Here is a 26,436-nt window from a genome sequence, read left to right as displayed (position 1 = left end):
AGCGCTTCTTAGATCGGCGCTCCGGCCGGCTCCAGCGGGATGTCCACGCTGCCGCCGGGACGGAGCTGGAACAGGGCATTCCCTACCCGGATCCGGACCGGGGGCAGGTTGCCCGGAGCGGCGGATACCCGCAGGACGGTGCGTTCCAAGCTGATCTTCAGCAGCACCCCCCGGTAGCGAACCCGGAAGGACACCCGCCGGAGCCCTGAGGGCAGTCTGGGGGTGAAGACCAGGTCCCCGGACTCCATCCGCAGCCCCGCGAAACTGCGCTGCACAACGTCGATGGTTCCGGCCATTGCACCAAGGTGCACTCCGGTTCGGGTTGTGCCGCCCTGGGTATCGTCAAGGTCGGCGTCCAGGGCGTCCCTGAACGTGTCCCACGCGCGTTCCGGGTCGGAGGCGGACAGGACGGAGGCATGGGCAACCCGGCTGAGCGTGGAACCGTGGATCGTCCGGGACAGGTAATAGTCCACCATTGCCCGGATCTGTCCCGGCCCGACGTCGTAATCCATCCGCCGCAGGAGGCGCACCAGGTCCTCTTCACCCAGGACGTAGAGCAGCATCAGCACATCGGCCTGTTTGGAGAGCTTGTACCCGTTGGTGCTGTCCCCCTCGGACGCGAGGATCAGATCCAGCCGCTCGATGTTGCCGTAGCGCCGCCGGTAATGGTCCCAGTCCAGCTCCTTGAGTCGACCGTAGCCTTCGAACTGACTGATCATGCCGTCATGGAAAGGGACGTAAAGCCGCCGGCCAAGCTGCTTCCAAAACGCCAGTTCAGCCTGGCTGATCCCCAGCTTCTTCCGCAGATACTTGCTGTCCTGACCGTGCAGCTCCTTGAGGATCCGTGCCGGGAGGGCGCACAGCCAGGCAGCCATGATGTTGGTGTACGCGTTGTCATCCACTCCGGAGCCGGGGTTCTCGGGATATCCGTCGTGGTACTCGTCCGGCCCCACCACGCCGTGCAGGTGGAACCGTCCGTCCTCCCCCGTTTCGGCCATGGACGCGATCATCCGGGCTACCTCCACGATGATCTCCGCTCCGCGGCTGACCAGCCATTGCCGGTCCTCCGTGGCCTGGAAATATTGCCAGACGTTGTAGGCGACGGCCAGGCTCCCATGGCGCTGAAGCCGGGAATTGTCCCGCATCCATTTCTGGGAAAACTTGTTGTACAGCCACCGGGGCGTTTCTTCGGTTCCGTCGCTGCCACTGCGCCATGGGAACAGCGCGCCGGCCAGCCCGGCCGCACGGGCCGTGTCCCGGGCAGCGCTCAGACGGCGCCACCGGTAGTTCAGCACCGAGCGCGTGATGGAGGGCAGCCGCGAGGTGACCAGCGGCAGGACAAACAGGTCATCCCAGAAAATGTGTCCCCGGTAGCCTTCCCCGTGCAGTCCGCGGGCCGGCACGCCCACGTCGAGTTCCTCGGTGATCGGGGTGAGTACCTGCAACAGGTGGAAAACATGCAGGTTCAGGACCAGCTGAGTCTGGCCGTCCGCGTGCAGGTCAAGGCTGAACAAATGCAGCAGCCTGCGCCAGGCAGCCTGGTGGTCGGCAAGGACGGCGGTGAAGTTTGCCGGGGTGCGTGCCAGCACGGCCTGCGCTCCGGAGGCCGGCGTGGAAACGGCCCGGTCATGGGAGGTGACGACGACGGCGGTTTTAAGGACACTCAAAGGCCTTCCGACGCGCAGCTCCCCGCGATGGTGCTGCAGCCAACGGGAAGAGTCCGCCCCTGCCCCGGACGCTCGGGGCAGAGGGCTGCTGTCCACCGGGATGTCTGTGCGGAAGGTGACCCGGACGGCAACGGCGATGCGGATCTGGCTTTGCGTGGTTTCAGCTTCGACTCTTTCCGTGTCTGCCTGCAGATCAACGGCAAGGGTATTGAGGTGGCGGTTTCCCAAGGCGGCGTCCTCGGCGACGTTCGCGTTGCGGATGTCGTGGTCAATCCCTGTCCTGAACTCCACCGGTCCGTCCCAACCGCGGGGGGTCACCGTGGTCTCCAGTACGGCGAGTGCGGGAGATGCCATGGACACGACCCGCTGCTGGACAACATCGAGCTGCCGTCCGCTCCCGTCCTCCAGAAGGACCCGGCGGATCAGGACGGCACGTTGCATGTCCAGCGTCCGGTGCTCGCGCCGCAGGATCAGACCGCCTTCGGACCACCAGCCCCCGGAGCCAAAGCGGAGGTCAAGTGGAAGCCAGTTCGGCAGATTTACCATGTGCTCGTTCCACGCCGTCTCGCCGCCGATGACCTCCGGGACGCGGTTGAAGATGCCCGCAGCGTAGGTTCCGGGATAGTGGATGGTGTCTGCCCCGGTTTCAGGTGCCGTTCCACGGGTGCCCATCCGGCCGTTGCCGAGCGTTGTCAGCGCCTCCCGGTGCCCCTCGTGCCAAGGATCAAAACCGTCATAGATCAGCTGCCAGGGGTGGGAAAGCACAAGGCCGATGTCCAGCTCCCCGGGGTCCCGGAGCACCAGGTCAGCCCCGGCGGCTTCCAGCTGGGTGCGCTGCTTGGCCCGGTCGATGCCGACCACCAGTCCGAAACCGCCGCTGCGCGCAGCCGCAACGCCTGCGGTGGAGTCTTCAATGACCACCGCCTGCGACGGGCTGACGCCGAGCCTGCGTGCGGCTTCGAGAAATGTCGCGGGATCCGGCTTGCCTTCCAGCTGCAGATCCGCAGCAACAGAACCGTCGATGACGGCGTCGAACCTATCCTCGAGCCCCGCCGCCGCGAGAATGGCCTGGGCATTGCGGCTGGCCGTGACCAGGGCAACCGGGACCAGGTCCGTGCGCAGCCGGTCCAGCAAACCCACCGTTCCGGGATAGGCACGAACACCATCGCGCTGAAGTGCTGCCAGGAACAGCGCATTTTTGGCCGACCCCAGGCCGTAGGCGGTCCAGGACCACGGAGCATCGTCCAGCGAGCCCAGGGGAACATCCACTCCCCGGGAGCGGAGGAACCCCAGGACCCCCTGTTCGCGCGGGCGCCCATCAACGTAGGCGTAGTAGTCACTGTCCTCAAAAGGGTCACCGTCGGAGGCCGATCCGGTTCTTTCATCGGCAAGCACAGAGTCGAAGAGCGCCTTCCACACTGCGCGGTGCACCGAAGCTGTGTCGGTCACCACCCCGTCCATGTCAAAGATGACGGCCTGATAGCGCAGGGGTGTTACGGCGGCGGGCAGCGGCAGGGGCGGTGGCGGCACGGGTGGTTGCGGCACGGCGTCCGGCCGCGGTTCAGCGGGCATCGGCCGGTGAAGCGGCGACTTGGAGGACGGCGGCTCCGGAGACCCGGTCCGCTGCGAGGTCCGTCAGGGCCCGCCGGGTGTTTGCCGTGACGCTGAGCCGACGGCGCTCCTGAAAGAGCTCAGCATCCCCGGGACCCGGTACCGGATCCGGGCGCTCGCCGTAAACCAGCGGCCGTCCGGTCTGTGGACCGGTCAGCGGGCCGGGACGATCAACCCACCATGCTCGCATGTTCCTCCCTATCCGACCGCAGGGCTGTGCGCGGGTTATCGGCCCGACTCGTCCTGCAGGTGGTTGCCCACTCTAGCGGCGTGAATACCCTCCCGACAGGTTGGCCCGTACAGACGGGTCCATTCAGGAAAGGTTTGTGTTCTCCCCCGCCGAATCCCGACAACAGGCATAGGCTAAAAGTGCCGTGTTCTCATCTTCACAGGTCCCTTGATCGGCGGTCCTCACCCGCCGGTGTGACGGGTGCCGCGGCGCCGGAAACCAAATGGATCCGGCGTCTGCCCCCTCGCCATGCAGGGATCGTTCACCCTGCATGGCCATAAAAACGCAGCACCGGAACCGAATTCAAATGAGGCAGCCATGGCAGGAAAATTCGAGGTCTATCAGGACAAGGCCGGCGGGTACAGGTTCCGCCTGAAGGCAGGAAACGGCGAAGTCATCGCTTCGTCGGAAAGCTATAAGTCCAAGGCATCGGCGCTGAAGGGCGTGGAATCCGTCCGGAACAACGCCACAGCTGAAGTTACGGACCTGACAACCGTCGCGACGTAGAGGCCCTGGACCCTTTTCGGGCCTACTTCGGATTTGAGTACATCACCATAAGAACGCACACCGCGGAGAACCCTGCCTGTGCCAGCAGGAGCACGCCGGGGGCATAACCCAGGAACAGGCCCAGCAGCAGCGGAACCAGCGCCAGCAGCGTGGTGTCCAAACCCCGGATCATGGCTCCGGTCTGAGCCGTAGGCACCGGACCGAACACGGTGTCCACTGGCGGAGCCGTCCAGTCCGGCTGGACCCGGTACGCTCCCCGTACGGCCGACGCACCAAACCCCACACCTGCCAGCGCACCCAGGGCAATCAACTCCGGGCTGCCGGCACCCAGCAGCACCAGCACGGCGCAAAACAGCGCGGACCACAGTGCAAGGGCAGCTGCGGGCAAAGCCGTCCGGCTCAGCCGCACCACGCTCAGCGACAGCGGCAGCAGCAAATCCAGTCCCGGCATGATCGCGGTCCGCCGCGCCAGCGCACCCAGCGCCGGAACCACCGCAAACACCGTGGCGGCGATCAGAGCCAGCTGCACCGGAACCGGTTGCCTCCCACCGGTCAGCAGCAGAGTCATACACAGCAAAAGCAGCAGCACCGGGCGGACCCACAAACCCGGTGTCCGCAGGAAGGCGGCGGTATCGGCCCGCAGCAGCGCCCCAAACGGCGTCCGGCCGCCCTTCGCATACCAGCGGCCGGCGCGTGAGGAAACGACGACGCCGGGATCGGCGGACAGCGCACGCGCCACCTCGTTCGGGTCCATGAGATACACCGCTGACCCGGCATGCCCTGACACCGCGCCGCCGCGGATGAGATCCCGGCCCGGAATGTCCCCCAACCGGGGCCGGCCGACCATCCACAGCGCGACGGCGGCAGCCAAAGTAAGGAGCGCAGGTCCCCACAGGCCTGCTGCGGCCTGCCGCGGAACAAAGCTCAGCACCGCCAGCAGCATCAGACCGGGCAGCGGGCCCGAGACCATTCGCCGGGCCAGCCCGGGCGCGGTCCTGACCGGCATCGTCTGTTTAGCAGTTGCCGGTCCCCCAGGTGCGGCAGGTCCTGCCCCTACCTGCCGCAGGAGCGCGAGCAGCACCGCGCAGACAGCAGCCAGGCCAAACACCGCGGCTGCTCCGAATTGTCCCCGCACGCTGGCTGCAAGATCCGTGACGAAGCCGAACGGCAGATACAGTACAGACGCTCCTGCCCAGACCAGGACCAGGCGGCGGATCAGCCGTCCGGACACCATGCGCCGTCGGTCCAATGGCAGGCTCAGCCACCAGTACCCTTCGGGTCCGCTGACCGCGGCGGGACCCAGTTTTCGGGCCACCACCATGACCGCCGCCAACGCGGCGAACAGCAGCACGGTCGGTGCCGCGCCGTCGGGCAGGGAGAACGACGGCGGGTCCACCAGTGTGCGCCCCGCCGAGTCCGCGGACCAGGCCAGGGCTACCTGCTCGCGCAGCGCCAGGACCAGTCCCGCCGCGAGTGCTCCGATCGTTCCCGCAGTCAGGAGAGCTGTGTAGACATCAACGAAGACGTCCCGGATCCGGCTACGGCCCCTGGTGTAAGCGCGGGATGCCTGCCGCGTGAAGCGAACAGGATCGAAAACTGTCGGTGCCGTTCTGATGGCGGCTCCGGACGTCATCGTTAGCGTCCCGCGATTTCGGAAGCGGCGCGGTCGGGCGCAATCTCGCGGACGTCGTCGTCAATCAGCAGGCACCGGTCGGCAGTGGCCAGGAGCAGCGCCGGGTCGTGAGTGACCAGCAAAACCGTGCCCCCGCCGTCGGCGTAGGCTGTGATCCGCTCCCCCAATCGTTCGCGCATGACCGGGTCAAGGCGCTGCTCGGGTTCGTCCAGGATCAGCAGCGAAGAAGGACGGATCAGGGCGGAGGCCAGCAACAGGCGGCGCCGCTGCCCGGAAGAGACGGAGGCGGGAACGGCGTCGGCGCGCTCCTGCAGGGCAAAGAAGTCCAGTTCGGCGTTCACCGCTTTATCCGGGTCCGGAACGGAGTGTCCGCGGGCAACCAGCTGGAGGTGCTCGCGCAGCGAGAGGGAGGGAAAGAAGGCATCCTCATCGAACAGTGATGCGACCTGGCGGCGGAACGGAAGTGCGTCTTCATTGACCGGCAGGCCGTGCACCCGCACCTCGCCGTCGAGCATCGGCTGCTTTCCGGCGATAGTGCGCGCCGCGGTGGATTTGCCGGCCCCGTTGAATCCCACCACACCCAGGATTTCGCCGGCCTCCGCCCGGGCCGTGATCGGGCCGCACACCGGCGCACCGCCGTACCCCACGGATAATTCGGATATCTCGAGCACAGCCCCCACTGAAGTCATGCGACCAATCTAGCGGACGGGACAACGCGGCCAGGGGCCGCGCAACATCCATGCAGAACTCCGCCGGTTGTGGTTGGGTGGCACGATGGAAACTTACGTAAGCTCAGGAACGTTCTGGTTCACGGTGGCCCTGATCAACGCCGGTCTCGCCGAACAGAAGAACCGCTCCCGGTGGATCTGGTTCCTCGTTTCGCTGCTGCTTGGGCCCATTGCAACGCTGCTGATCGTCGTGTGGCGGGCGCCGGAGCCGGTGCCTCCGTCGATGACACACCGCGGCGGTTGGAAGGAGCCGGTGGGTGACCGCTAGCCGGCAGCGCCCGGAGCGTCTTGCCGACTGACGGCTCCTTCCGCAGCTGACCCGGACCGTTTCGGGAATGACGGCGGCGGAGCGCGTGTTGCCGCAGGCATGACCTCTTCACCGGCAGACACCCCGGACACTTCCTTGGATCAAACCCCTGCAGCCGCCTCTGAGCACCTGCACATTGCGGTGGTGGGCGCAGGAAAAGCGGGCACCGCCGTCGCCCGTTCCCTGCTCGACGCCGGGTACCGGGTTTCGCTCTCCGCCTCCGGTGATCCGCAGACCCTGGCACTGATGGCAGGCATCATTACCCCTGGCGCGGAGCCAAAGTGGACCAGGGACGCCGTGGCCGAGGCTGGCCTGGTGATCCTCGCGCTGCCGTTGCACCGGCTGCGCCTGGTGGATCCGGCCCTGCTGGAAGGCAAGGTGGTGGTGGATGCGATGAACTACTGGCCGCCGGTGGACGGGGAGATTCCTGCGTTCGAGGCAGGGGGTTTGAGTTCATCAGTGGTGGTGCAGGAGATGTTCCCTGGCGCCGCCGTCGTCAAAACCTTCAACCACACCGGGTACTCCAGCCTGGAGCCGGACCGCCGTCCCGCCGGGCATCCGGAGCGGCTGGGCCTGGCGGTGGCGGGGAACCGGCCGGACGCCGTCGCGCTCGTCTCGGCGGTCGTGGACCGGATCGGCTACGACCCGGTTCCGGTTGGATCTTTGGCTGCTGCCCGCTTTCTGCAGCCGGGCGGATCCGCGTTTGGTGCCCGGTTGACCGCCGCACAGCTGAAGGAACTGGCAGGCATGACGGTAGAGGTCACCAGCGCGGAAATCCCGTCCGACAACACATTCAGGACCGTGGTGATTCGGCACGGACGGGCCATTGGCCTGTCGCGCGATGATAGTCAATGGCTTTCATCAACGGACTCACATTGAAAGAGCTCGGATTCAGCCTGAGTTTCACTCCGTGGACGGACTTAATTGTCAGATACGAGTGTCCTTTCGCCGTCTGCAGGCGGTAATCAGCTATGTCACTGTAGGGAAGAACATGTTCCCTGCCCAGCAGCAAACTCCTAAAGGCCACTTCATATTTGCCGGCAGCCACATAGAAGTTGCGATACATGACGACGAAGATCAATCCGCCCACAAACATCCCCACAGACGCGATCCGGGCGTCGAGAGGGCTTTGGGGGTAGGAATAAGCCCAGAGGCCCGTCAGCAGCCCGAACGTCGCGCATATCCAACCGAAGATCGCAGTCAGCTTGGGCATCCGCAACCGTTCCGGATGTTCCTTAGCGCGGTTGGGATGCTTCCGCATCCACCAGACAAGTGCAGAAACAAACATGAGGGCCGCAGCCATAATGGCGCCATTCAACATTCTGATCTACCTGTCCGGGTTACACGCCCCAAAGGCTAAATATTGCACGCAAGATATGCCCACTACAGCTAATCATTCTATGCTCAGACCAGTACCGGAAATTTCGGCCTCTGTTCGTGATTTCGATTAGGGTGAAACTGTGGAAGCCGAAACCGATGTCAAAATTCCCCGCAACCGCGCCGGCGTCTGGTTGATCCATGCCGCGGCTGCCCTAATTCTCATCCCGTGCTTCGCATACGGTGCCATGATTTATGAGTCGCTGCCGGAGACCATCCCAACCCACTGGGGAGCGGGCGGGACGCCGGACGCCTGGGCTGACAAGTCCTTCGGATCAGTGTTCGCGCCTCTCCTCATCGGAGCCGGCACAAGCGTCTTTCTGGTCCTGATCGCCGCCGCCGTCCCGCTGATGGTTCCCCCGAGCCAAGATGCCACCGCCTGGGAGCTGTGGCGGCGGGAGGGGATGATCCGCGGCACCGTTGCGACCATGGGCGGAGTATCCGCCCTGACAGCAGCCTTGGTTGGCTTACTGTCGGTGGCCGGTTGGAGAAACCCGGACGCGCTTCCCATGGGTCCGGTACTGATCCTGCTTGCCCTGATTCTCGCCGTCGTCTTCGTTGCATACACCTTGTCGTCCCGCTGGGCGCGCCGGTCGGCGTTGAAGAGCGGGGTCATGCCGACGGCGCAAGAGCAGGAAGAGGACAAGCAGTGGACAGTGGGCGGCCTTTACAACAACCCTGATGATCCCCACATTCTGGTGCCCAAAAGATCCGGTTCGGGCACCGGGATGACGGTGAACGTAGGAAACGCCAAGGGGCGGGCCGCCGTCGTCGTTTTCCTGGGACTTTTTGTGGGCGTGCCGCTGGTGTTCGGAGTTTTCGCAGTGGTGTAGATGGTTCCGGTGTGACTTCGCTCGCTTCGCGGAATACCGCCGGACCCGCCCTCCGTTGTCGCTGGAGATACGAACTACAGCTCAGGGCATTTTCCGGCCCTGATGCGAGCGACAGAAAGAACCCCTTCCCAGTGAAACTGTTTACCCCGCTGACCGTCGGCACCATGGAACTGCCCAACCGCCTCGTCATGGCACCGATGTCCCGCGTGCGCGCCGACCGCAACGGCGTGCCCACCGACATTATGGTCGAGCACTACCGCCAGCGCGCCTCCCTGGGCCTGATCATTACTGACGGCATCTACCCCTCCTTCCCCGGCCAGGGCAACCCCCTCATGCCCGGCCTGGTCACCGAGGAGCACGTCGCCGGCTGGAAGCGCGTCACCGACTCCGTCCACGCCGCCGGCGGCCGGATTGTCGCCCAGCTGATGCACTCCGGGCGCGTCGCGCACGAGAACATCAACGGCGGACACCAGCCCCAAGCCCCCAGCGCCATCGCCCTCGAAGGCATGGCCCACACCTACGACGGCAAGCAGCCCTACCCCGTCCCCCACGCCCTCACCGAAGCCGAACTCCCCGGCGTCGTTGCCGACTTCGTCTCCGCCGCCCGCAACGCCATGTTGGCAGGATTCGACGGCGTGGAGCTGCACGGTGCCAACGGGTACCTGCTGCAGGAATTCCTCTCCCCCGTCTCCAATACACGCACCGACTCCTACGGCGGATCGCCGCAGAACCGTGCACGCATGGTCATCGAAGCCTTCCGCGCGGTGGCCGAGGCCATCGGCGCCGAGCACACCGCCATCCGCATCTCCCCGGAACACAACATCCAGGGCGTGCTGGAAACCGACCGCGCCGATGTGACCGCCACTTACACCGCCCTCGTGGACGGCATCGCCGACCTCAAGCCAGCCTACCTGTCCATCCTGCACAAGGACCCGGCCGACGAGATGATCCAGGGCCTGCGCCGCCGCTTCGCCGGACCGGTGCTGATGAACACCGGCTTCGGCACCGTCACCACACGCAATGACGCGATCATGCTGCTCGAAGAGGACCTGGCCGATGCCGCCGTCGTCGGCCGCCCGGTCATGGCCAACCCGGACCTGGCCCGCCGCTGGCAGGAAGACCTGCCGCTGAACGAGCTGGACCAGGCCACCGTCTACACCGACGGCGCCGCCGGCTACACGGACTACCCGGTGCTGGCTCCGGTTTCCTAGCCCAGGCGAACGATGACGGCAGGCCTTCCGCGTGACGCGGGAGGCCTGCCGTCGCCTACCGCTTTGACGGTTGCGACGAGCGCTGCACTATCTCCCCGCCGGGCTGCCTGGCGTGCGCTTGCACGCCAGGCCCGGACCAGGCGTCCGCGTCGTGATCGTGGGTGGCCCACCCTTCGACGAGGACATCGTCCTGTGGTGGAACTTCGTGGCCCGCAGCCACGCCGAGATCGTCGCCTACCGCACCCAATGGCAGCGCGAAATCGGCGCCGAGCCGGGTCCTGCACCGGGACCGGTGCGCTTCGGCCCATACCCCTCCGAGCCCTCGGGTGCGCTGCCCGCACCTGAACTACCCAATGCCCAGATCAGACCCCGTACACGAGCGAGAGGACAGCAATGACAACCGAAAGTGAACGCAGCACGACTCAGACCCAGCCCGTCGAGGTGCGCAACAACTCTGAAGAGAGCCGTTTCGACATTCTGGTAGGGGGCGTCTCCGCGGGGTTCTCGATGTATACCCACCATGACGAGGGTCCATCGCGGCAGCGCATCTTCTACCACACCGTGATCGACGAGCAGTTCGACGGGCGGGGCCTGGCCAGCGTCCTCACCCGCACTGCCCTGAGAACCAGCGTCCAGGAGGGGTATCGCCTGGTGGCGGTCTGCCCCTACGTTGCGAGATGGCTCACGACGCATCGGGACGTCGACGACGCCGTCGACAGGGTCCGCCCAGCCCATCTCGCGGCAGTGCGACGGGCCGCGCAAGGGTCGGCTGATCGATCAAGTACATACCGCCCCTAGATGTACCCGGCCAGGACGTTGGTAACGGCGTGTCTGGTTGAACGAAGGAGAACCTCCGGATGGGATGTGGCTTGTCAAAGGCCCACTCCAACCCGGAGGTTCTCGTGTCCCACAGTAATGCCCGTTTGACCGTTTATGGCCGGCTGCTGATCGTCCATCGCCACCAGTCTGGCTGGAAACAGGCCCATATCGCGGCCGCTATGGGTGTCTCACGCAAGTGCGTGAAGACCTGGATCGACCGCTACGACGCTGAAGGCGAAGCAGGGCTGGCCACACGATCCTCCCGGCCGCACACGATGCCAACGCGCACCAGCACCGACACTGAGCAGAAGGTCCTCTCCGCGCGCGCTGAGCATCGCGCCGGGCCCGACGTGCTCGGACCGATGCTGGGCGTCCCGGCGCGAACGGTATCCCGGATCCTTCGCCGCCATGGCACGGCCTTCCTGCGTGACTGCGACCCGATCACCGGAGAGGTGATCCGCTCATCGAAGGCCACTGCGGTGCGGTACGAGCGCGAACGGCCCGGCGAGCTGGTGCACATGGACGTCAAAAAGCTCGGCAAGATCCCCGACGGCGGCGGCTGGAAGGCCCACGGGCGGCAGATGGGTTCCACGAACGCGCGCAAGCAGATCAAAGTCGGCTACGACTACGTCCACTCCGTGATCGATGATCACTCCCGGCTGGCCTACAGCGAGATCCTGCCCGACGAGAAAGGAAACACCTGCGCGGGGTTCCTGGAACGGGCCATCACCTACTTCGCTTCACACGGCATCACACGGATCGAGCGCTTGATGACCGACAACGCCTGGGCCTACCGCTACTCGCTGCGTGATCTCTGCGCCGCCTACGGCATCACGCAGAAGTTCATCAAACCGCACTGCCCCTGGCAGAACGGCAAGGTGGAGCGCCTGAACCGCACCCTGGCCACCGAATGGGCCTACCGACGGATCTTCACCAGCAACGACGAGCGGGCAGCGGCACTTGCGCCATGGCTCGAGCACTACAACAATGAACGACGCCACAGCGCACTCGGAGGCAAACCACCCATCAGCCGCCTGCTACCAACCTAATGGCCGGGTACACCTAGAGGGGGGGCAAGCCAGATGGCACTCAACGGGCTGGGCTTCAGCTTCAGGGAGCAGGCGGCCCTTGGCCTGTACGCGCGTGCCTGGAGTAAGGATAAAGAAGCGCAATATTCCGGCGAGGAGCGCGCCGGGCGACAGTGCGGTTCGCGCAGAGGCCTCGACACCGTCTGCTTCCCACGCCGTGAGGGAGACCGAATCGGTATCGAGAAGAAGTCCGTGCTCGCAGTTCGGGTCCAGCGGCAGGTCGAGGCTTTCACCGGGGTTGATGAGGGCTTCGGCGGCGTGAGCCGGCGTCCGGGTGTCGATCGGTGAGCAGGCGCCTGCGATGCGCCCGACATATGTGCGCACGGTACCCCCGGGCCTGATCTCCGGCGTGGGGACATGATGCTGGGCTTCCGGTGGCCCGTGGCGGAGGTCGTCCGGCAGGGCATACCAGAGCTGGATCCCGTGCAGGCGGGTGGTGTCCGGGGTGGAGAACTCGGAGTGGGAGATGCCCCGGCCCGCGATCATGAGATTCACCTCCCCAGGGCGCACAGTGTTGGTGAACCCGGTCGAGTCGCGGTGCAGGACCTGCCCGGAGAACAGAAGGGTCACGGTCGCAAGACCGGTGTGGGGGTGGCGGGGCACGGCCATGCCGCCGTTGGCGGAGACGTCGTCGGGACCGAAGTGGTCGACGAAACACCACGGACCGATGAGGGACCGGGTCCGCTGCGGCAGGGTGCGGCGCACGGTCATGGCCCGCGGCCCGCCCAACGGCACGTTCCGCGGGGTGAGGCGCTCTCCGAGATCGGGGGGAGGGCCGGGGACGGTGCGGTGTCCCAGGGAGTTCAGAGCGTCGTGGGTCATGGCTGCTCCTGTTGGTGGCTGAGGGGGCGCTTCGCCCCGGGCACGGGGTGATGGGAGGCGATGGAGGGACGGTTGTAGGTGTTGATGAGGATCGCTGACCACTCGATTGCCGCGAAGGCGCCTTCACTCAGCACGGCAAGTGCAGCGAGGAGATCGCGATCCCTGATCGATGGCTCGGGCAGAAGCGTGATCGTCTCCCCGACGAGCAGGGCCGCCCGCTCCACAGCATCAAACCGGGGCGTGTCCCTCCACACCGGAGCTGTGCAAGCTGCTCCGCGGGCACACCGGCCCGGAGAGCCCGCCGGTGGTGGACGTGGACGCAGAACGCACAGCCGTTGAGCTGGGAAATCCTGAGATTCATCTGCTCCACAACGCCCAGGGGCACCTCGTTCTCCCGTGCGGTCGTCGCGACGACCTCCCTGACCGCCCCAAGCTGGGCCCCAAGCCTCAGGCGAGGACTTGTCCAAGAACGGAAAAACGTGCATCGTGAGCTCCTCAGCTGCGTTGTTCACCCGGCGAAGCCAGGAGCCACGTGGGTTCGTTTGGGTGGCAGCGCACCCGGCGGCGCTCCATCGTCGGCACGGGGATGGAGCGCAGTTCGAGACCACCGGCTCCACCGAAGCGGGCGAGCACAACTGCTTTCATACGGTCAGTCATAACACTGCTCCTTATCAGGATTGCTGCCCTGCGCCTGTCGCTCTGGCGCGGGGAACTAACGCTGCATCAAAGTGCCGGGGTGAGCGCAGGGCCGGTATGCCGCGTGCGGTACCAGATCACCCCGGTGATTACCGCCAACAGGACCACGGGGATAAGGAAAGCCATGGAACCCACCCCGGAAGAGCGATCTGTCGTCGCATTGAGGTCGGCGTGAAGCGCAAGTGCCAACATCAGGCCAAGAGAATTATTGGCCGCGTGCAGCACGACTGACGTCTCAAGACCACCCGTACGCCAAGTGATCAGCGCGAAGGTGATGCCCACGGCCAGGAACTGAAGATTGAGCCAAATGTCGGTGGACAGGTGGATCGTCGCGAACAGCACCGAAGAGACGACCACCCCCAAGGCCAGGGCTGAGCGAGGGCTTCTCCCCCAGCTAGCAGCCACGCGAAAGATCAGCCCCCTGAACCCATACTCTTCGCCCGCGGTCTGCAGCGGCACGATCAAGACCGTGACCACGAACATGAAGAGGAGGTCGCCTACGGCCCAGTCGGTCATTACGGCAGGCTGAAGAATAGTCAGGACGGTCATATAAACGGCCCAGACGGGCACAAGAACGAGTACTGCCCGACCCAGCACTGCCGCTCGGAACACTCCGGTAACGGAATGCATCGTGCGCCCCTTGACACCGTAGAGCCAGCGCTGGATGAGCATGCTCCACGGAATGAGTAGCGCACTCGAGGCGAAGGTAGCAGCCAGCGTAACGGTCGTGAATTCCGTGCCGCCAGTGACAATGCTGTCTCGGCCAAGCAGGAGATCAATCTGTCCGCTGATCTGCGCGGCGACGGCACCAAATCCCAGCAATCCTCCAAAAAGAAGCACGATGGCAAGAATGCCACGCGGTATTCCGCGTCCTTTGGTTTTCCGGTCGAGCACCCGGTGGTACGGGGTGCCAGCCGGGATGTCTCCCCCGGCGCGGCTGGTGTCGTGAACGGTATCGCGCAGAGCGGATACCTGGTTGATGACTTTCTCATCGGGACCCATGACTGACCTCTACTTTCGTCTTGTGTGTGGTGGGATGGCCCGGTTCAGCGGTGGCGGAGCCGTCCCCGGGCGAACCTAGGAAGGTGCGCAGGGCGTCATTGACGTCGTCGGCATGCGTCCAGAGCAACCCGTGAGGGGCGCCCTCCACCTCGACGTAGTGAGCAGCGGGCAGTGACCGGGAGAACCGGCGGGCCGTGTTGTCGATGGGCAGGATACGGTCGGCAGTGCCGTGCAGGATCAACACCGGCTTCCCGCTCCGGCGCACTGCTTCGACATCACGCCGAAAATCCTCGATCCACGAAGAGACGACGGCGTAGGCCGCCACCGGGGCGCTGGAGATTGCGGTGTTCCAGCTGCCGCTCACCGCTTCCTGGCTGACCCGGGTACCGAGGTTCTCGTTGAGGTTGTAGAAGTCCGAGAAGAACTGCGTGTACCAGGCGTACCGGTCGCTCCTAGCCGCAGCTTCAATTCCATCGAACACCGCCTGCGGCACGCCCTCGGGGTTGTCTTCACGCGCAACAAGGAAGGGCTCCAGCGAGGCGAGGAATGCAAGCTTGGCCACCCGCTCGTGGCCATACTTGGCGACATAGCGAGCGAGCTCGCCGGTCCCCATCGAGAAGCCCACCAGGACGACGTCCTGCAGATCCAGGGCCTCCAGCAGGATGCTCAGGTCGGCGGCAAAGGTGTCGTAGTCATAGCCGACACTGACCTTCGATGACTGGCCGAAGCCGCGCCGGTCGTAGGTGATGACCCGGTACCCGCTGGCCAGGAGCTCCCGTGTCTGATGCTCCCAGCTGTGTCCGTTCAACGGATACCCGTGAATCAGGACGACAGGCTGCCCCGCACCCTGGTCCTCGTAATACAACTCGATTGGCGTGCTGTTCTCTGATCCGACGCTGATAAACGCCATGGTCTTCCCTCTCGGTAGTGTGCCCAATGACATGAACGCCCCAGCCTGTGGAGCTCCGCCCCAGGGCCGCGGCTGTGCCGGGATCGGATACCCGTTCACGGCGACGTTGCCAGACTCCCACCGGCGTCGGCGCTCTCGCGTCGGTGGCGAGCACCTAGAATCGGCCACCAGGCATTACCTAGACCCCTTCTCCGTCCCCGCGAGCACTCCCCTGGAGCTCGTGGACAATGACGATCTCGACGCGGTTGAGGAACAGTTCCGCGCCGGCGTGATGAGCCTGGGCTGGGATCCGACGACGGCGCAAATCGTGATCGAGGCCCACCCCCTTGAGGAGGTTGCTGAGGACGACGACGGCTTCCTCGAGGAGGACGACGACGATACCGACCCGGCCGAGGTGCTGCGCGTGCGGATGCCGGTGGGCACCGCCCGGGCCTTCGCGAAGCGCATCCGGGAGGTTGTAGGCGCCGGGCGTCCGACCTGCGTGATCTGTGGCCAGCCGATCGACGTCGACGGGCACACCTGCACATTCCCCGAGCCTGATGCCGGCGCCCGATCTGGTGGCCGCCGAGCTGACGCTCACCGGCTGTATTACGACGGCGTCGAACGCCACCTTTCTGGGCAGCATCGGCGGCGCGGCCGTCGTCTACAAACCGATAGCCGGCGAGAAGCCGCTGTGGGACTTTCCCGACGGGTTCCTGGCGCACCGGGAGGTAGCCGCCTACCTGGTGTCGGAGACCCTGGGCTGGAACATCGTGCCGCGCACCTGGCTGCGGGATGGTCCGTTCGGAGAGGGCATGGTGCAGCTGTGGCAGTGGCAGGAGACGGACCCCGTGCCCGAGCTCGCCGTCTGGCCGCACCTAGCCGTCGCGCCAGGAACCCCGCAGAACCTCGATGCCATCCAGCAGAACGTCCAGCCCGACGGCGAACTCGGTGTCGTAGTCGTAGCCCTCCTTAGCCAGCTCCTCCACCACTTCGAGCAGGTACGGATACCGGGCAGCAGCCTCCGCCGACTCAGCATCGCGGGTGGCAGCGGCGGCCTCGGCCGACTCCTCCGGGGTCTCGAAGGACAGGGTCTCCTGCTGCAGCGCGAAGCCGTACACGTAGGCGTCCAGCAGGCTGGTGACGTGGACGGTGGTCCGGAAGGAGAATCCGTTCTCCCTTAGGCAGCCCAGCAGCGCGTTGTGTTGGCGCAGGTTCTCCGGCCCCGGCCGGCCGGCCGCCTCCATCCGCCCCACCGCCCAGCGGTGCCTGAACAGTGCGGCCCGGAGGGAGACAGCACGGTCCCGCATGGCCTGCTTCCAGCCGTACCCGCCCTCCGGCTCCGTGACCTCCGCCCAGACCAGGTCCACCATGCCCTCGAGCAGTTCCTGCTTGTTCGCCACATGCTTGTACAGCGCCATCGGCACCACACCGAGTTTCTCCGCCAACGTGCGCATGGTGAAACCGTCGATCCCCACCTGGTCGGCCAGGACGACGCCGGCGCGCAGCACGGCGCTCCGGTTCAGGCGCTGGCGGCGGGCGGACGGTTCCTCCTGCCGTGCCTTCGGTACCTGTCCCACAGAGCCGCCTTCCGAGAATCGATGCTTGACAGAGTGTACGACATACACCTATGTTCATCGCATCAGGTGTACGTGGTACACCTTTGCTGACAGGAGCGTCATGCAGACCTCTCACCGCACGGCCCGGACCGCCGGGTCCCTCTTTCTCCTCACCTTCGTCTCGGCCATTGCCGGGGCCGCGCTGTATGCGCCGCTGCTCGCGGACCCGGACTACGTCACCGGTTCCGGTGCCGATACGCGGGTCCTGCTCGGCGCCGTCTGCGAACTGGTGCTGATCATCGCGAACATCGGCACCGCCGTCGTACTGTTTCCCGTCCTCCGCCGGCACAGCGAGACCGCTGCAGTCGGCTATGTTGCGGCCCGGATCATGGAGTGCGCCCTGATTGCCGTCGGAATCCTCAGCGTGCTCACCGTGGTGACGCTGCGGCAGACCACCGGCGCCGACGCCGATGAGTACCTGCCCGTAGCGCGGGCGCTGGTGGCGCTGCACGGCTGGACCTTCCTGCTCGGACCGGGGTTCGTGGTGGGCATCGGAAACGGGCTGCTGCTCGGGTTCCTGATGTACCGCTCGCATCTGGTGCCGCGGCCGATGGCTTTATTCGGCCTGATCGGCGGTCCACTCATGTCGCTGTCCGGCCTTGCCGTGCTTTTCGGTGCCTATGAACAGTCCTCGGTTCCCTCTGCGCTGGCCACCCTTCCGGAGATTATCTGGGAAGCGTCGCTGGGTATTTACCTGACGGCGGTCGGCTTCCGACGGCCGCGCCCGGTCCGTGCCTTCAGCCCGACGGGAAACGTTGACGCCGGCGCGTAGGTGAGCCCCTTCGGGATGGAGCCGCCGGGGGGGGAATTCCTCCACCTCGGCCGCAGTTGTCTCCTTGAGGGACTGGCGGAGTTCACCCCTGCCGGTCAGGCCGAACATCATCGAAGGGATTTATCGTGGCAACATTGGGAATTATCGGAAGCGGAAACATCGGATCCGCGGTCGCACGGCTCGCGGTTGCGGCGGGCATGAACGTTGTCATTGCCAACTCGCGGGGACCCGAAACGCTGACGGACCTGGTCGCCGAACTGGGCCCGCTGGCCCAGGCCGGAACGGCGGAGGACGCAGCGAAACTCGGCGACGCCGTCGTGCTTTCCATTCCGCTGAGCGCGGTCTCCGGCCTTCCCGACGGGTTGCTGGACGGCAAGATCGTCCTGGACACCAGCAATTACTACCCGTCCCGGGACGGGCGCATTGCTGAGCTTGATGACAGCACGGTGACCACGAGCGAACTGGTACAGAGCCAGCTTCCCGGAGCGCAGTACGTCAAGGCCTTCAATAACATCCTGGCCCACCACATTCCGCTGCTGGCCCGCCCTTCCGGGTCCGCAGACCGCTCCGCACTCCCCGTTGCGTCCGACAATCCGGCCGCAAAGGCTGAGGCGGAGGCGCTCATCGACGCGCTGGGCTACGATGTGGTCGACGCCGGCACCCTTGCCGACAGCTGGCGGTTTGAGCCGGACTCCTCGGGCTACACCCGCCTCTACCTCGCGGATGCCGGAACGCCCGACGACCAGCTGATGACCTCGGTTCCGGGCACAACGCCCAAGACGAAGGTCGAGTCCGCGCTGAAGTCCGCCTCCCGGGTGAACGTGGCCGAGCGCGTCTTCTAAGCCGGTACCGGTGCCCGGCGGAACGCATTCCGGCGAGACTTTCCGCCCGATCATGCTGTCTCGGGGCTGATGGACGCAGATGACCCCGACTGGCTGCCGCGGAACAGGAGCCTGCCGATGTAGTACGCACCGAAGACGAGGTGAAGGAAGCGCCTACGGCAGGGATGCATTGCCTCCGGGAGCGTTGGGGCCGGTCTGCCAGCGCAGCAGAGCCGCGACGTCGCCGCCGCCCGGAAGCACACCGTTAGGCACAAGCAGCAGGCTCGCGTCCGTCAGGGACGCCGCACGCAGCAGCGCAGCCGACGCCGGGACCTTGCCCAGCACTTCGGCCCCCAGGGCCTGTTCCTCGGCCGTTGCCACCCATGGCTCGGCGCCGAGGGCCAGCAGCGTCCGGTCCGCGAGCGCCTTGTCGTTCAGGATCAGCACGTCCACCTGAGCCTGTTGGAGTGCGTGCACCACTGCGCCGATGCCCGCGGCCGATTCGGGATTGGCCTGCCCCTGCTGCAGGGCGAGGCGGTCCATGATCTGGTCCTGCTCGGCCGCCCATCGAAGCGCAATCAGTTCCCGGACCCGGTCCTCGAAACTGTCCTGGTGCGGTCCCGCCGTGCGGGTGTGGGAGTCGAGCATGCTGACCAGCGGCTTATGGGCCTCTGCCAGTTGATCCTGGACCAGGCCGCGGGCGCGGACATCTCCGGCCAGCACGATCAGCCGCACCCCGCTGGCGTCCACTATGCGGTCAATCTGCGCGGCCACCTCGTCCGCATTCCGGCGCCAGACTTCTTCGGTCCGGCGCTGCATCTTGTCCTGCCCCCACGTGCCGGCGGACAGTTTGTGGATGTCCTCGGTGGAGCCCGCAACGTCCTCCACGCTGACGCCGGGACGGCCAACGTACTCCAGCCGGATTTCCCCGCCCTCCCGGGACACATCGGCAACAAGGTATGGGAACTCGTCCGGGCGGTGCTTGAACAGCGGCAGCAGATCGGGCACCGGTCCCACATGGATTTGTTTCGGGGTGACCAGCGGCCCCGGCAAAAGCTCGTTCAGCTCCACGTTGCCGTCCCGGACCAGGACAAACCGGGACACGGGTCCGGGCACGCCGCGGGCCGGGTCCACTGCGGTTTCGAGGACTGCCAGGTCCGCGGGCGGAGCGCCTTGCGCGGCCGCGGCGTTCCGGACGTTTCCGGGACGGGCTTCTGCGGCTTCCATGCCTTCGACGCCCCCGGCTCCGGCGTCGACATAGGCAACGCACCAGGGACCGGATTTCCGATATAGATCCGCAAATTTGTGGAGCTTCTCCGTCATGTCGATCTCCTTCCCGCCCAGGGCGGCCCGCACATCGGTTCAATCCGTGTCTCCAGCTAACACTGGTTCCTTCGCAGGTTGAAGAGGACAGCACCTGAGCGGCCGCTTCAGGCTGCGGACGGCACCGGCCCGCACGGCGGCACTGCCCGACGACGAAGGAGGGTTGCAGCCAGAAGCGCCACCAGCAGTTCCCCGCCAATCAGTGCCAACATCCCGAAGGTCGTGCCCGCGGCGGCGGTGGAGGCAGCACGGCCGAGACGAGGGCCGCCCCGACGCAGGCCCGGGTGTGAAGTCCCGGACCCGCGGGGTGCCGGGCCCGCTGCACACCCCACGCCCCGCGCACCCCGCCGTCGTCGTCACGGCTTACCGGTGGCATTGACCGCCGGATTCCGGTGCGGGCACATCCAGCACCGGCGAGCGGTCAAAGAACCCCTCGGTCCACGGCTTGAAACCGGTGGTATCCACGGGCATGATCGGCCAGTCCTCCACCCGCGGGAAGTGCGTCAGCCCGAAGATGTGCCAGACAGAAATGTCCTGTCCATCGATGTCCCGGTCCGCCTAAATCCATTCCGGAATACCACCGCCGCCGGAGTGCTGGTTCACGAAGTCGCCGCAGTGTCCGGCAGCGCCGCGAAATCGGCCGAACCCAGGCCCTGGCCGACTGGGAACCCAAGGAACTGCATCCCGGTCCGGCGGTGTCTGACTCTGACGAAGACCTCGCCGAGCGGGCGGCAGGGATGATCCTGGCAGGTTGATCCGGCGGCCGGTTGTGACGGGCTGATTTCCGCGGGTTGATCTCAGGTTCAGGTGTTGCCGGCTTCCGCCAACCATTCCGCTCGGCATCCGGCTGCGGGACCATGGCGTGGGGAGAACGTGCAGTTCCACCAACATGGAGGAGCAGGGCCAATGATCCTGAATGAGACGTACATCCTGGCTGACGGACGACCGATCCCAAAGCTGGGGCTGGGCACCTGGTTTATCGAGGACGGCAGCGCGGCCCAGGCCGTGAAGGACGCCGTATCGCTGGGCTACCGCAATATCGATACGGCTCAGGCGTACGGCAATGAGCGCGGTGTCGGGGAGGGAATCCGCTCCAGCGGAACGCCGCGGGAAGAGCTGTTCGTGTCCAGCAAGCTCGCGGCAGAGATCAAGGACTATTCGGATGCGGTGGCCGCAATCGACGGATCTCTGGCCGTGATGGGCCTGGATTATCTGGACCTCATGCTCATCCACAGCCCCCAGCCCTGGAACGACTGGCGCGGCGGCTCCTACGCGGAGGGCAACCGGGAAGCTTGGCGTGCGCTCGAAGAAGCTCAGCAGGCAGGCAAGCTGCGCTCCATCGGTGTTTCCAACTTTCAGCAGCAGGACCTGGAGAACATCCTTTCCGTCTGCACCGTTGCGCCGCAGGTCAACCAGGTGCTGGTCCACGTGGGCAACACTCCGGAAGAACTTATTGCCTACTGCACGGAAAAGGACATCCTGATCGAGGCCTACTCCCCCATTGCCCACGGGGAAATGCTGAAGAACACGGACGTCAGCGCCATGGCTGAACGATACTCGGTGACCGTTCCCCAGCTGTGCATCCGCTACACGCTGCAGCTGGGGACGGTGTCACTGCCCAAGACGTCCAACCCGGAGCACATGAGGAGCAACGCCGAAGTCGACTTTGTGATCTCCGAGCAGGACATGGATGCGCTGCGGCACCAACGCATCACCGACTACGGGAGGTACAGCAAGTTTCCCGTCTTCAGCGGCAGATGACGGTCTCCTGCGCGCACCGGCAGAACCCCGCCATTCGCTAACCGGGCTCTCGTACGACTGGCCATGGCGGGCCCACCAGGGCATGGGCTCGGCCGTTGACTGCCAAGATGGTGCGTCCTTTGACAGGCCTGTGAACCTGTTCAGTGACGGTTGGCAACACGCCGGCGCCCTCATTGCTGATCCAGACCGACGAAGCAGTGCTCAACGCCGAAGGCGCTAGGGGCCAAGAATCATGGGAGGAAATAAGCGACGAAGGAGCGCCGGAGAGGATTGTTGGGACCCGCAGCCGGCGGAGCCGGTTGATGCTGCGGAAGCGGGGACGCATCATCCGAAGGAGTCTCAATGATGTTGTCAACCGCTCTCGCTGGCCCCAGCCCCACTCCTGCCACGAGGACAAAGCTTTCGACTGATGCTGGTCAGAGCTCTGTTGACTGCCATACCCAGCGGAGGATCATCGGAGTACGAGCATCGACCCAGACGATGGAGGACAACATGGCAGCCAACGACGGCGGCAGGAGCACACCAATCCGAATTGAGTTGGTGCCTGGCTCCTCCGCGGACGCCGCACCTTCACGGATACCTGGTGCGATCGCAGCCGCAGCACTCACGCCCGGCGCGGTCGCCGCGGTTTTTGCGCCCGACGACGGTGAAAGGTCGTTCTATAGTGACCCTGCCATTTTGCGTGCCGGCGACTCAGGCCAGACCTATACCGGTACGTCGGAACCTATGCCTGAGATCACTTTCTCGGAATCACTTGATGTCGGCGGCGCAGTCGGAGACGGCGAATAGACCTATCTCCGTAAATCTTCGGAATGGTCAGACCCCCGGATGGTCAGACCCCCGGACAGCAACGCATCGCTCGCTGCACCTATTCAGAACACCAGTTAAGCCCCTTGCCGGAACGGCAGTGCACGAGCGTCACCGGGTGGCATCGAACCGGGCATTCAGCCACGGAAGAGAGATCCTTCCTCCAATACATCACGCCGCACGCGCACCGGGGATTGGCTGGAGCTCATAGGGAAGGTTGTCGCGGAGCATGGCCCAGAGAACGTTAAGTCTGCGTCGTGCCAGGCAAATGATGGCCTGGGTGTGCGATGTCCGCGATCAGGTCAAGCAGCGCGCTCTCATCGTTCGCGATCCGTTGGGAGTACAAACGGGTCCCGTCAGAAGCCAGCAGATAACCGCGCCGTCGTGTCCTTATCCAGCGAGCTTCAGTCGTGTCTCTCAATCAGCGGTCGGGCCATCACGGGAACGGCAGGCGGCCAATCCTACGAAGCCGTAACGACAAGCGCCCGGCATAGCAGCAACAGCCATACCCACCACCCCTGGGTAGCCCAGACACTACAACTGCCCCGGAACCACCCGCTCAACAACATAAGGACAGCAGCAAAAAACGTCGTAGACACATCAGGTCCGGGGGGTCCGGAGCTCTGCGACGGTGGCCCCGGGCCAAAGAGCCGGCCGCGCAGCGGACGCCCGATTCCTGGTTGGAGCCCCCGGGCGGAAACCAAATGCTATTGGATTAGAGACGTCCGCTGAGAGGCCTTAAAGGAAGGAAGGACCGCCCGGCTGGGCAGTCCTTCCACCTTCTGTTATGTCAGCCCGCAAAAAATCGGTGGTGTTCCTCCCGGCTCAGACCGTGGCCCCTACGGAGCAAGGGATCCGTCCTACAGCTCCACGCCCGCCCAGAGGCCGATCACAGCAGCGGCTACGGAAAGCACGAGCATGACAATACCGCTGACAAATGACGCACCGTAGCGGCCCTTTTTCATCAGCTGCACCGTCTCGTAGCTCGCGGTGCTGAACGTCGTATAGCCGCCGAGGAACCCGGTGCCGATCACGATGCTGACATCGGTTGACACCAGGTGCTCGATGGTGAGGCCGGTGAGAAAGCCGAGCACTAGGGAACCGGAGACGTTGATGATCGTCGTCGCCCACGCAAAGGATGACTTTTGGTGGGCTCGGATGAATCCGTCCAGCATGAACCGCACCACGGCGCCCACACCGCCGGCCAGGGCAAGCAACAGGAAGATTCCGGGGGTCATGTCGCATCCTCCTGCTGATCTTTGCGCGGCCCTGTGCTGCGGTTATTGACGGCGGTCGCAATGGCGATTCCCGCCCAGGTGGCAAAGGCACCCACGATTACTGTTGCGAGGGCGTAGACCACCGCGGAGCCCGGCAGTCCGTCGCGGAAGAGCACCGCGGTGTCCGTGGCCAGGGAACTGTAGGTAGTAAAGCCGCCGCAGAATCCGGTGCCCAGAAGCAGCTTGAGGTTCGCGCCCGTGGGGCGCGCACTGTCCAGACGGGTGACGGCTTCGTAGAGGTAGCCGAGCAGAAATGCACCGACCACGTTGATGATCGGGATGGCGATCGGTACCTGGCCGAGGTTGGGGATAACAAGCGAAAGGCCCTCGCGGCTGGCGGCACCGAATCCGCCGCCGACAAAGACGAGTGCGATAGCTGCCCAGCGCAGGTAGGACGGGCGGGTGCCGGTACTCATGCTTCGCTCCTGCGAGGGGAGGCGAGCCCGCCACGGTCAGCGGCAAGTTCTGAGTGTGTTTCAACCTCACGGTTTATTGCGAAGTCCTGGGTTATGGGATGCGTTTGCATGGATCCCTTTGGAATGGCGTGACGACATTGATCGAGAAAACGTCGGGATGCTGAAAACGTCCGTGTGCTGTCTGCGCAGCAGGATGAGCGTTTTTGATTTATTTCTCCCTTTTCCAGGGTAGGTCAGCATCGTCGATGACCGGGTGTTGAGGGACCATTACAACCGGGCGGTGTTGGTGGTGGGCGAGATGCACCGCGACGGAGCCGTTGAGGAACCTTTCAGCTTCACCCCGGATACCGGATTCGCGTGTTCCAACCACAATCATGAGCACGTCCAGCTCGCCTGCCAGTCGGGCAAGCTCCTGCCCGGGGCCACCCGCCAGCGCGCGGACGGACCATGTCACGGGCCGTGAGTCTAGGATTTCCGCGATCTCTGCACGCAGCTCAGGATCAAAAACCTCGGTCTCTTCAAAAGGCAAGTCCGGGTTGATGGGTACAGACACCACCGAACCGTCAGGCCGTTCCTCAACCTTGTCGCTGGAGTCGTCTACGTTGGCGCAAATCAAATCTGCCCGGAACTGCTCGGCGAACGCTGCCGCTTCCTTGACCACCGAGGCAACAGTACTTCCGGTTACGACACCAACCAGAACCTGAGGTTTGGGGTTAGACATGATGTGGACTCCTTCGTATGAGCCGACAGGGATACCGAAGCCGGTCGTTGGAGTGCTGCCTCGGCCGTGTGGGCTTGGGTCTCATGTTAGGAAAGGACTCGCTGCCGCTACCCATCCCGTGGGATACCTGCAGTTTGTACCTAGAAGTAGCACCAACACCATGCTCTCAGGGATTATTCGCCTTTGTAGAGACCAGACTAGGCGGTGTGGCGTGCAATGGCGGCGGGAGAGCTGTCCGCGGAGGCCGCCGCCAGCTCCCCCATGGAATTTCAGTGCACAAAGAAGCGGGACCGGAACGCTGAAGGGCCTTAAAAGGAAAAGGGCCGCCCGGCCGGGCAGTCCTTCCGTCTTCTGGAATGTCAGCCTTCCAAGAGCCGGCTGTGTTCCTCCGGTATCCACGACAGATCCGTTGAACCTGGAGCTGTGTTCCTTTGGACGTCCAGGATGTGGGCTATGCCGGCCTCGGCGGCAGTGTCAGAGGGGCGCCGAGGTGCGGGGGTCTGCGGGATGCTCAGGCCGTTGGTGTGAATGAAGTCCGGTGTGTGCATTGGCTGTAGTCCTGGCGGTAGTGGTTCTGGTGCGGCCCACTGTTCCGGGATCCGTGGGGTTGTTCCTGGGCTGGGTGGTGTGGACGCGCAGCGTGTCATGGCGGCGGCCGGGGGAGCGTGCGGCGGAGGCCGCCGCCCGCGCACCTGGGCGAACCGGCCTGCATGGAAATAGGGCCGGAACCCCGTTCGTGGGATTCCGGCCCCGCCCTTCTGTCTCCTAGCTGTGGTTTCCTCTCTTGTAGGCGGTGCTGGCGTTGGTGGCCGTTTTGGCCAGCAGGCCGGTTCGAAGCATTTCGTCCAGCAGTTCCGCCAGCCTGTAGCCCGGTTCGGATTCCAGCGCCTTGGCCAGATAGGCCGCGGCTAAGGACCCTTTCCCCTTGTACCAAGCCAGCCAACCAAGAGCGCTAAAGAGCGGGGCACGGTCCGCGGCGGGCGTGTAGGCCAGCAGCTGGACTAGCAGGACCTCGCACGCGTCCACCCGTGACCAGTCCGGGCGTTCGGGGTGCTGTCCCATGAAAACAGCCCGGTAGGTGCCTTCGTCCTCAGCGGGATTGATCATGTCGGCCATAATCCGGTCCCGAAGCGCTTTGACCTGCAAGTAAGAAACCAGCTGGATCGTTGCTGCTTCGTCCGGCTGGGTGCCTACAGCCTCGTACCAAGCGGCGCGGTGGTCCAGCAGTTGGCCTCTCCCCCGTTGTTTTTTGCCTGCTGGCGAAGCTTGCGGAGCTGTGCTAGACGGGCCGGAGCGGGCACGTATGATCCGAAGGACAGCAGCAAAAGACGTCGTAGAACGATCAGCCGGGGGGGCGACGGAGGAGCCCTGGCCACAGCCCGAAGCGCAGCGCAGCGCAGAACATTCTGATTGAGCGAAGCGCCGCTTTTGATGCAGCCTGAATGTTTCCCCTAGCCTGTAGCCTGCTTTGACCGCCATTTGCCGTGACATGGTGCGGTA

27 protein-coding genes and 4 pseudogenes are annotated in these 26,436 nt (G+C 65.0%); 14 read left to right on the top strand and 17 right to left on the bottom strand.

Going from position 1 to position 26,436, the window contains the following annotated elements:
• Positions 1-8: 8 nt before the first annotated feature.
• Positions 9-3,197 (bottom strand): beta-phosphoglucomutase family hydrolase, encoded by a 3,189-nt coding sequence (locus tag MUG94_RS08055; protein WP_227907913.1) that lies wholly within the window; start codon positions 3,195-3,197, stop codon positions 9-11.
• A gap of 31 nt (positions 3,198-3,228) precedes the next feature.
• Positions 3,229-3,468, bottom strand: a complete 240-nt coding sequence (locus MUG94_RS08050; protein WP_227907914.1) for a hypothetical protein — start codon at positions 3,466-3,468, stop codon at positions 3,229-3,231.
• Positions 3,469-3,825: 357 nt separating this feature from the next.
• On the opposite strand from MUG94_RS08050, the gene MUG94_RS08045 reads away from it, so the two are divergent.
• Positions 3,826-4,014, top strand: coding sequence for a YegP family protein (locus tag MUG94_RS08045; RefSeq protein WP_227907915.1), 189 nt, complete (start codon positions 3,826-3,828; stop codon positions 4,012-4,014).
• A gap of 22 nt (positions 4,015-4,036) precedes the next feature.
• Here the strand turns inward: MUG94_RS08045 and MUG94_RS08040 are convergent, their stop codons facing one another.
• Together MUG94_RS08040 and MUG94_RS08035 are read right to left on the bottom strand one after the other, a co-directional pair.
• The gene (locus MUG94_RS08040; RefSeq protein ID WP_227907916.1) at positions 4,037-5,647 is read right to left on the bottom strand and encodes a DUF6297 family protein; all 1,611 of its coding nucleotides are present in this window, start codon (positions 5,645-5,647) and stop codon (positions 4,037-4,039) included.
• A gap of 2 nt (positions 5,648-5,649) precedes the next feature.
• Positions 5,650-6,336 carry an ABC transporter ATP-binding protein gene (locus tag MUG94_RS08035; protein WP_231704992.1) on the bottom strand — a complete coding sequence of 229 codons (687 nt, stop codon included), beginning with the start codon at positions 6,334-6,336 and terminating at the stop codon, positions 5,650-5,652.
• Between the two features lie 85 nt (positions 6,337-6,421).
• Between MUG94_RS08035 and MUG94_RS08030 the strand changes: the two genes are divergently transcribed.
• From MUG94_RS08030 to MUG94_RS08000, 7 genes are all read left to right on the top strand, one after another.
• The gene (locus MUG94_RS08030; RefSeq protein ID WP_227907917.1) at positions 6,422-6,643 is read left to right on the top strand and encodes a hypothetical protein; all 222 of its coding nucleotides are present in this window, start codon (positions 6,422-6,424) and stop codon (positions 6,641-6,643) included.
• A 135-nt stretch (positions 6,644-6,778) separates the two neighbouring features.
• Entirely contained in the window at positions 6,779-7,561 is a 783-nt protein-coding gene (locus MUG94_RS08025; RefSeq protein WP_247098848.1) for an NADPH-dependent F420 reductase, read from the top strand.
• Positions 7,562-8,142: 581 nt separating this feature from the next.
• Entirely contained in the window at positions 8,143-8,892 is a 750-nt protein-coding gene (locus MUG94_RS08020; protein WP_227907919.1) for a DUF1648 domain-containing protein, read from the top strand.
• A 131-nt stretch (positions 8,893-9,023) separates the two neighbouring features.
• Entirely contained in the window at positions 9,024-10,103 is a 1,080-nt protein-coding gene (locus tag MUG94_RS08015; protein ID WP_227907920.1) for an alkene reductase, read from the top strand.
• Positions 10,104-10,215: 112 nt separating this feature from the next.
• Positions 10,216-10,500, top strand: a complete 285-nt coding sequence (locus tag MUG94_RS08010) for a pirin-like C-terminal cupin domain-containing protein (protein WP_227907921.1) — start codon at positions 10,216-10,218, stop codon at positions 10,498-10,500.
• A complete protein-coding gene (locus tag MUG94_RS08005) occupies positions 10,497-10,901 on the top strand; it encodes a GNAT family N-acetyltransferase (protein WP_227907922.1) in 405 nt (134 codons plus the stop codon). The genes MUG94_RS08010 and MUG94_RS08005 overlap by 4 nt, the downstream gene beginning before the upstream one ends.
• Positions 10,902-11,005: 104 nt before the next feature.
• Positions 11,006-11,971 (top strand): IS481 family transposase, encoded by a 966-nt coding sequence (locus MUG94_RS08000; protein WP_247098827.1) that lies wholly within the window; start codon positions 11,006-11,008, stop codon positions 11,969-11,971.
• On the opposite strand, the gene MUG94_RS07995 is transcribed toward MUG94_RS08000, so the two are convergent.
• From MUG94_RS07995 to MUG94_RS07975, 6 genes and pseudogenes are all read right to left on the bottom strand, one after another.
• A complete protein-coding gene (locus tag MUG94_RS07995) occupies positions 11,960-12,832 on the bottom strand; it encodes a pirin family protein (RefSeq protein WP_227908771.1) in 873 nt (290 codons plus the stop codon). The two genes, MUG94_RS08000 and MUG94_RS07995, sit on opposite strands and share 12 nt — an antisense overlap.
• Positions 12,829-13,086, bottom strand: coding sequence for a carboxymuconolactone decarboxylase family protein (locus MUG94_RS07990; protein WP_227908770.1), 258 nt, complete (start codon positions 13,084-13,086; stop codon positions 12,829-12,831). Before MUG94_RS07990 ends, MUG94_RS07995 begins: the two co-directional genes overlap by 4 nt.
• Before the next feature lie 14 nt (positions 13,087-13,100).
• A pseudogene (locus tag MUG94_RS17380) lies at positions 13,101-13,217 on the bottom strand (carboxymuconolactone decarboxylase family protein); the annotation flags it as partial.
• Between the two features lie 110 nt (positions 13,218-13,327).
• The gene (locus MUG94_RS07985; RefSeq protein WP_227889638.1) at positions 13,328-13,489 is read right to left on the bottom strand and encodes a hypothetical protein; all 162 of its coding nucleotides are present in this window, start codon (positions 13,487-13,489) and stop codon (positions 13,328-13,330) included.
• A 66-nt stretch (positions 13,490-13,555) separates the two neighbouring features.
• Entirely contained in the window at positions 13,556-14,530 is a 975-nt protein-coding gene (locus MUG94_RS07980; protein WP_227908768.1) for a CPBP family intramembrane glutamic endopeptidase, read from the bottom strand.
• The gene (locus tag MUG94_RS07975; RefSeq protein WP_227908766.1) at positions 14,517-15,440 is read right to left on the bottom strand and encodes an alpha/beta fold hydrolase; all 924 of its coding nucleotides are present in this window, start codon (positions 15,438-15,440) and stop codon (positions 14,517-14,519) included. Before MUG94_RS07975 ends, MUG94_RS07980 begins: the two co-directional genes overlap by 14 nt.
• 181 nt (positions 15,441-15,621) lie before the next feature.
• Here MUG94_RS07975 and MUG94_RS07970 point away from each other — a divergent pair.
• Both MUG94_RS07970 and MUG94_RS07965 read left to right on the top strand, forming a co-directional pair.
• Positions 15,622-15,975, top strand: a pseudogene (locus tag MUG94_RS07970) (DUF3090 family protein); the annotation flags it as partial.
• Between the two features lie 4 nt (positions 15,976-15,979).
• A pseudogene (locus MUG94_RS07965) lies at positions 15,980-16,270 on the top strand (protein kinase family protein); the annotation flags it as partial.
• A gap of 27 nt (positions 16,271-16,297) precedes the next feature.
• Here the strand turns inward: MUG94_RS07965 and MUG94_RS07960 are convergent.
• Positions 16,298-16,999, bottom strand: coding sequence for a TetR/AcrR family transcriptional regulator C-terminal domain-containing protein (locus MUG94_RS07960; protein ID WP_227908760.1), 702 nt, complete (start codon positions 16,997-16,999; stop codon positions 16,298-16,300).
• Positions 17,000-17,099: 100 nt separating this feature from the next.
• Between MUG94_RS07960 and MUG94_RS07955 the strand changes: the two genes are divergently transcribed.
• Positions 17,100-17,810: a DUF4386 domain-containing protein gene (locus tag MUG94_RS07955; RefSeq protein ID WP_227908759.1), complete on the top strand. Its 711-nt coding sequence runs from the start codon at positions 17,100-17,102 to the stop codon at positions 17,808-17,810.
• 125 nt (positions 17,811-17,935) lie between these two features.
• Complete coding sequence (locus MUG94_RS07950) at positions 17,936-18,652, top strand: NADPH-dependent F420 reductase (protein ID WP_227908757.1); 717 nt, start codon at positions 17,936-17,938, stop codon at positions 18,650-18,652.
• Between the two features lie 153 nt (positions 18,653-18,805).
• On the opposite strand, the gene MUG94_RS17220 is transcribed toward MUG94_RS07950, so the two are convergent.
• Positions 18,806-19,954 carry a baeRF2 domain-containing protein gene (locus tag MUG94_RS17220; RefSeq protein WP_269438492.1) on the bottom strand — a complete coding sequence of 383 codons (1,149 nt, stop codon included), beginning with the start codon at positions 19,952-19,954 and terminating at the stop codon, positions 18,806-18,808.
• A 363-nt stretch (positions 19,955-20,317) separates the two neighbouring features.
• Positions 20,318-20,566 (bottom strand): annotated as a pseudogene (locus MUG94_RS07940) (copper amine oxidase); the annotation flags it as partial.
• A gap of 294 nt (positions 20,567-20,860) precedes the next feature.
• On the opposite strand from MUG94_RS07940, the gene MUG94_RS07935 reads away from it, so the two are divergent.
• Both MUG94_RS07935 and MUG94_RS07930 read left to right on the top strand, forming a co-directional pair.
• Entirely contained in the window at positions 20,861-21,715 is an 855-nt protein-coding gene (locus MUG94_RS07935; protein ID WP_227889625.1) for an aldo/keto reductase, read from the top strand.
• Between the two features lie 492 nt (positions 21,716-22,207).
• A complete protein-coding gene (locus MUG94_RS07930; RefSeq protein ID WP_227908755.1) occupies positions 22,208-22,504 on the top strand; it encodes a hypothetical protein in 297 nt (98 codons plus the stop codon).
• Positions 22,505-23,382: 878 nt separating this feature from the next.
• Here MUG94_RS07930 and crcB read toward each other — a convergent pair.
• The 4 genes from crcB to MUG94_RS07910 form a co-directional block, all read right to left on the bottom strand.
• Positions 23,383-23,760, bottom strand: coding sequence for a fluoride efflux transporter CrcB (gene crcB / locus MUG94_RS07925; protein WP_227908753.1), 378 nt, complete (start codon positions 23,758-23,760; stop codon positions 23,383-23,385).
• Entirely contained in the window at positions 23,757-24,215 is a 459-nt protein-coding gene (locus tag MUG94_RS07920) for a fluoride efflux transporter FluC (RefSeq protein ID WP_227908751.1), read from the bottom strand. Before MUG94_RS07920 ends, crcB begins: the two co-directional genes overlap by 4 nt.
• Before the next feature lie 208 nt (positions 24,216-24,423).
• Positions 24,424-24,936 carry a universal stress protein gene (locus MUG94_RS07915; protein ID WP_227908749.1) on the bottom strand — a complete coding sequence of 171 codons (513 nt, stop codon included), beginning with the start codon at positions 24,934-24,936 and terminating at the stop codon, positions 24,424-24,426.
• A 765-nt stretch (positions 24,937-25,701) separates the two neighbouring features.
• A complete protein-coding gene (locus MUG94_RS07910; RefSeq protein ID WP_227908790.1) occupies positions 25,702-26,415 on the bottom strand; it encodes a DUF4192 family protein in 714 nt (237 codons plus the stop codon).
• Positions 26,416-26,436: the final 21 nt, after the last annotated feature.

This window comes from Arthrobacter gengyunqii (assembly GCF_023022985.1).
GTDB lineage: Bacteria > Actinomycetota > Actinomycetes > Actinomycetales > Micrococcaceae > Arthrobacter_B > Arthrobacter_B gengyunqii.
This window is presented reverse-complemented; position numbering and strand designations above follow the sequence as displayed.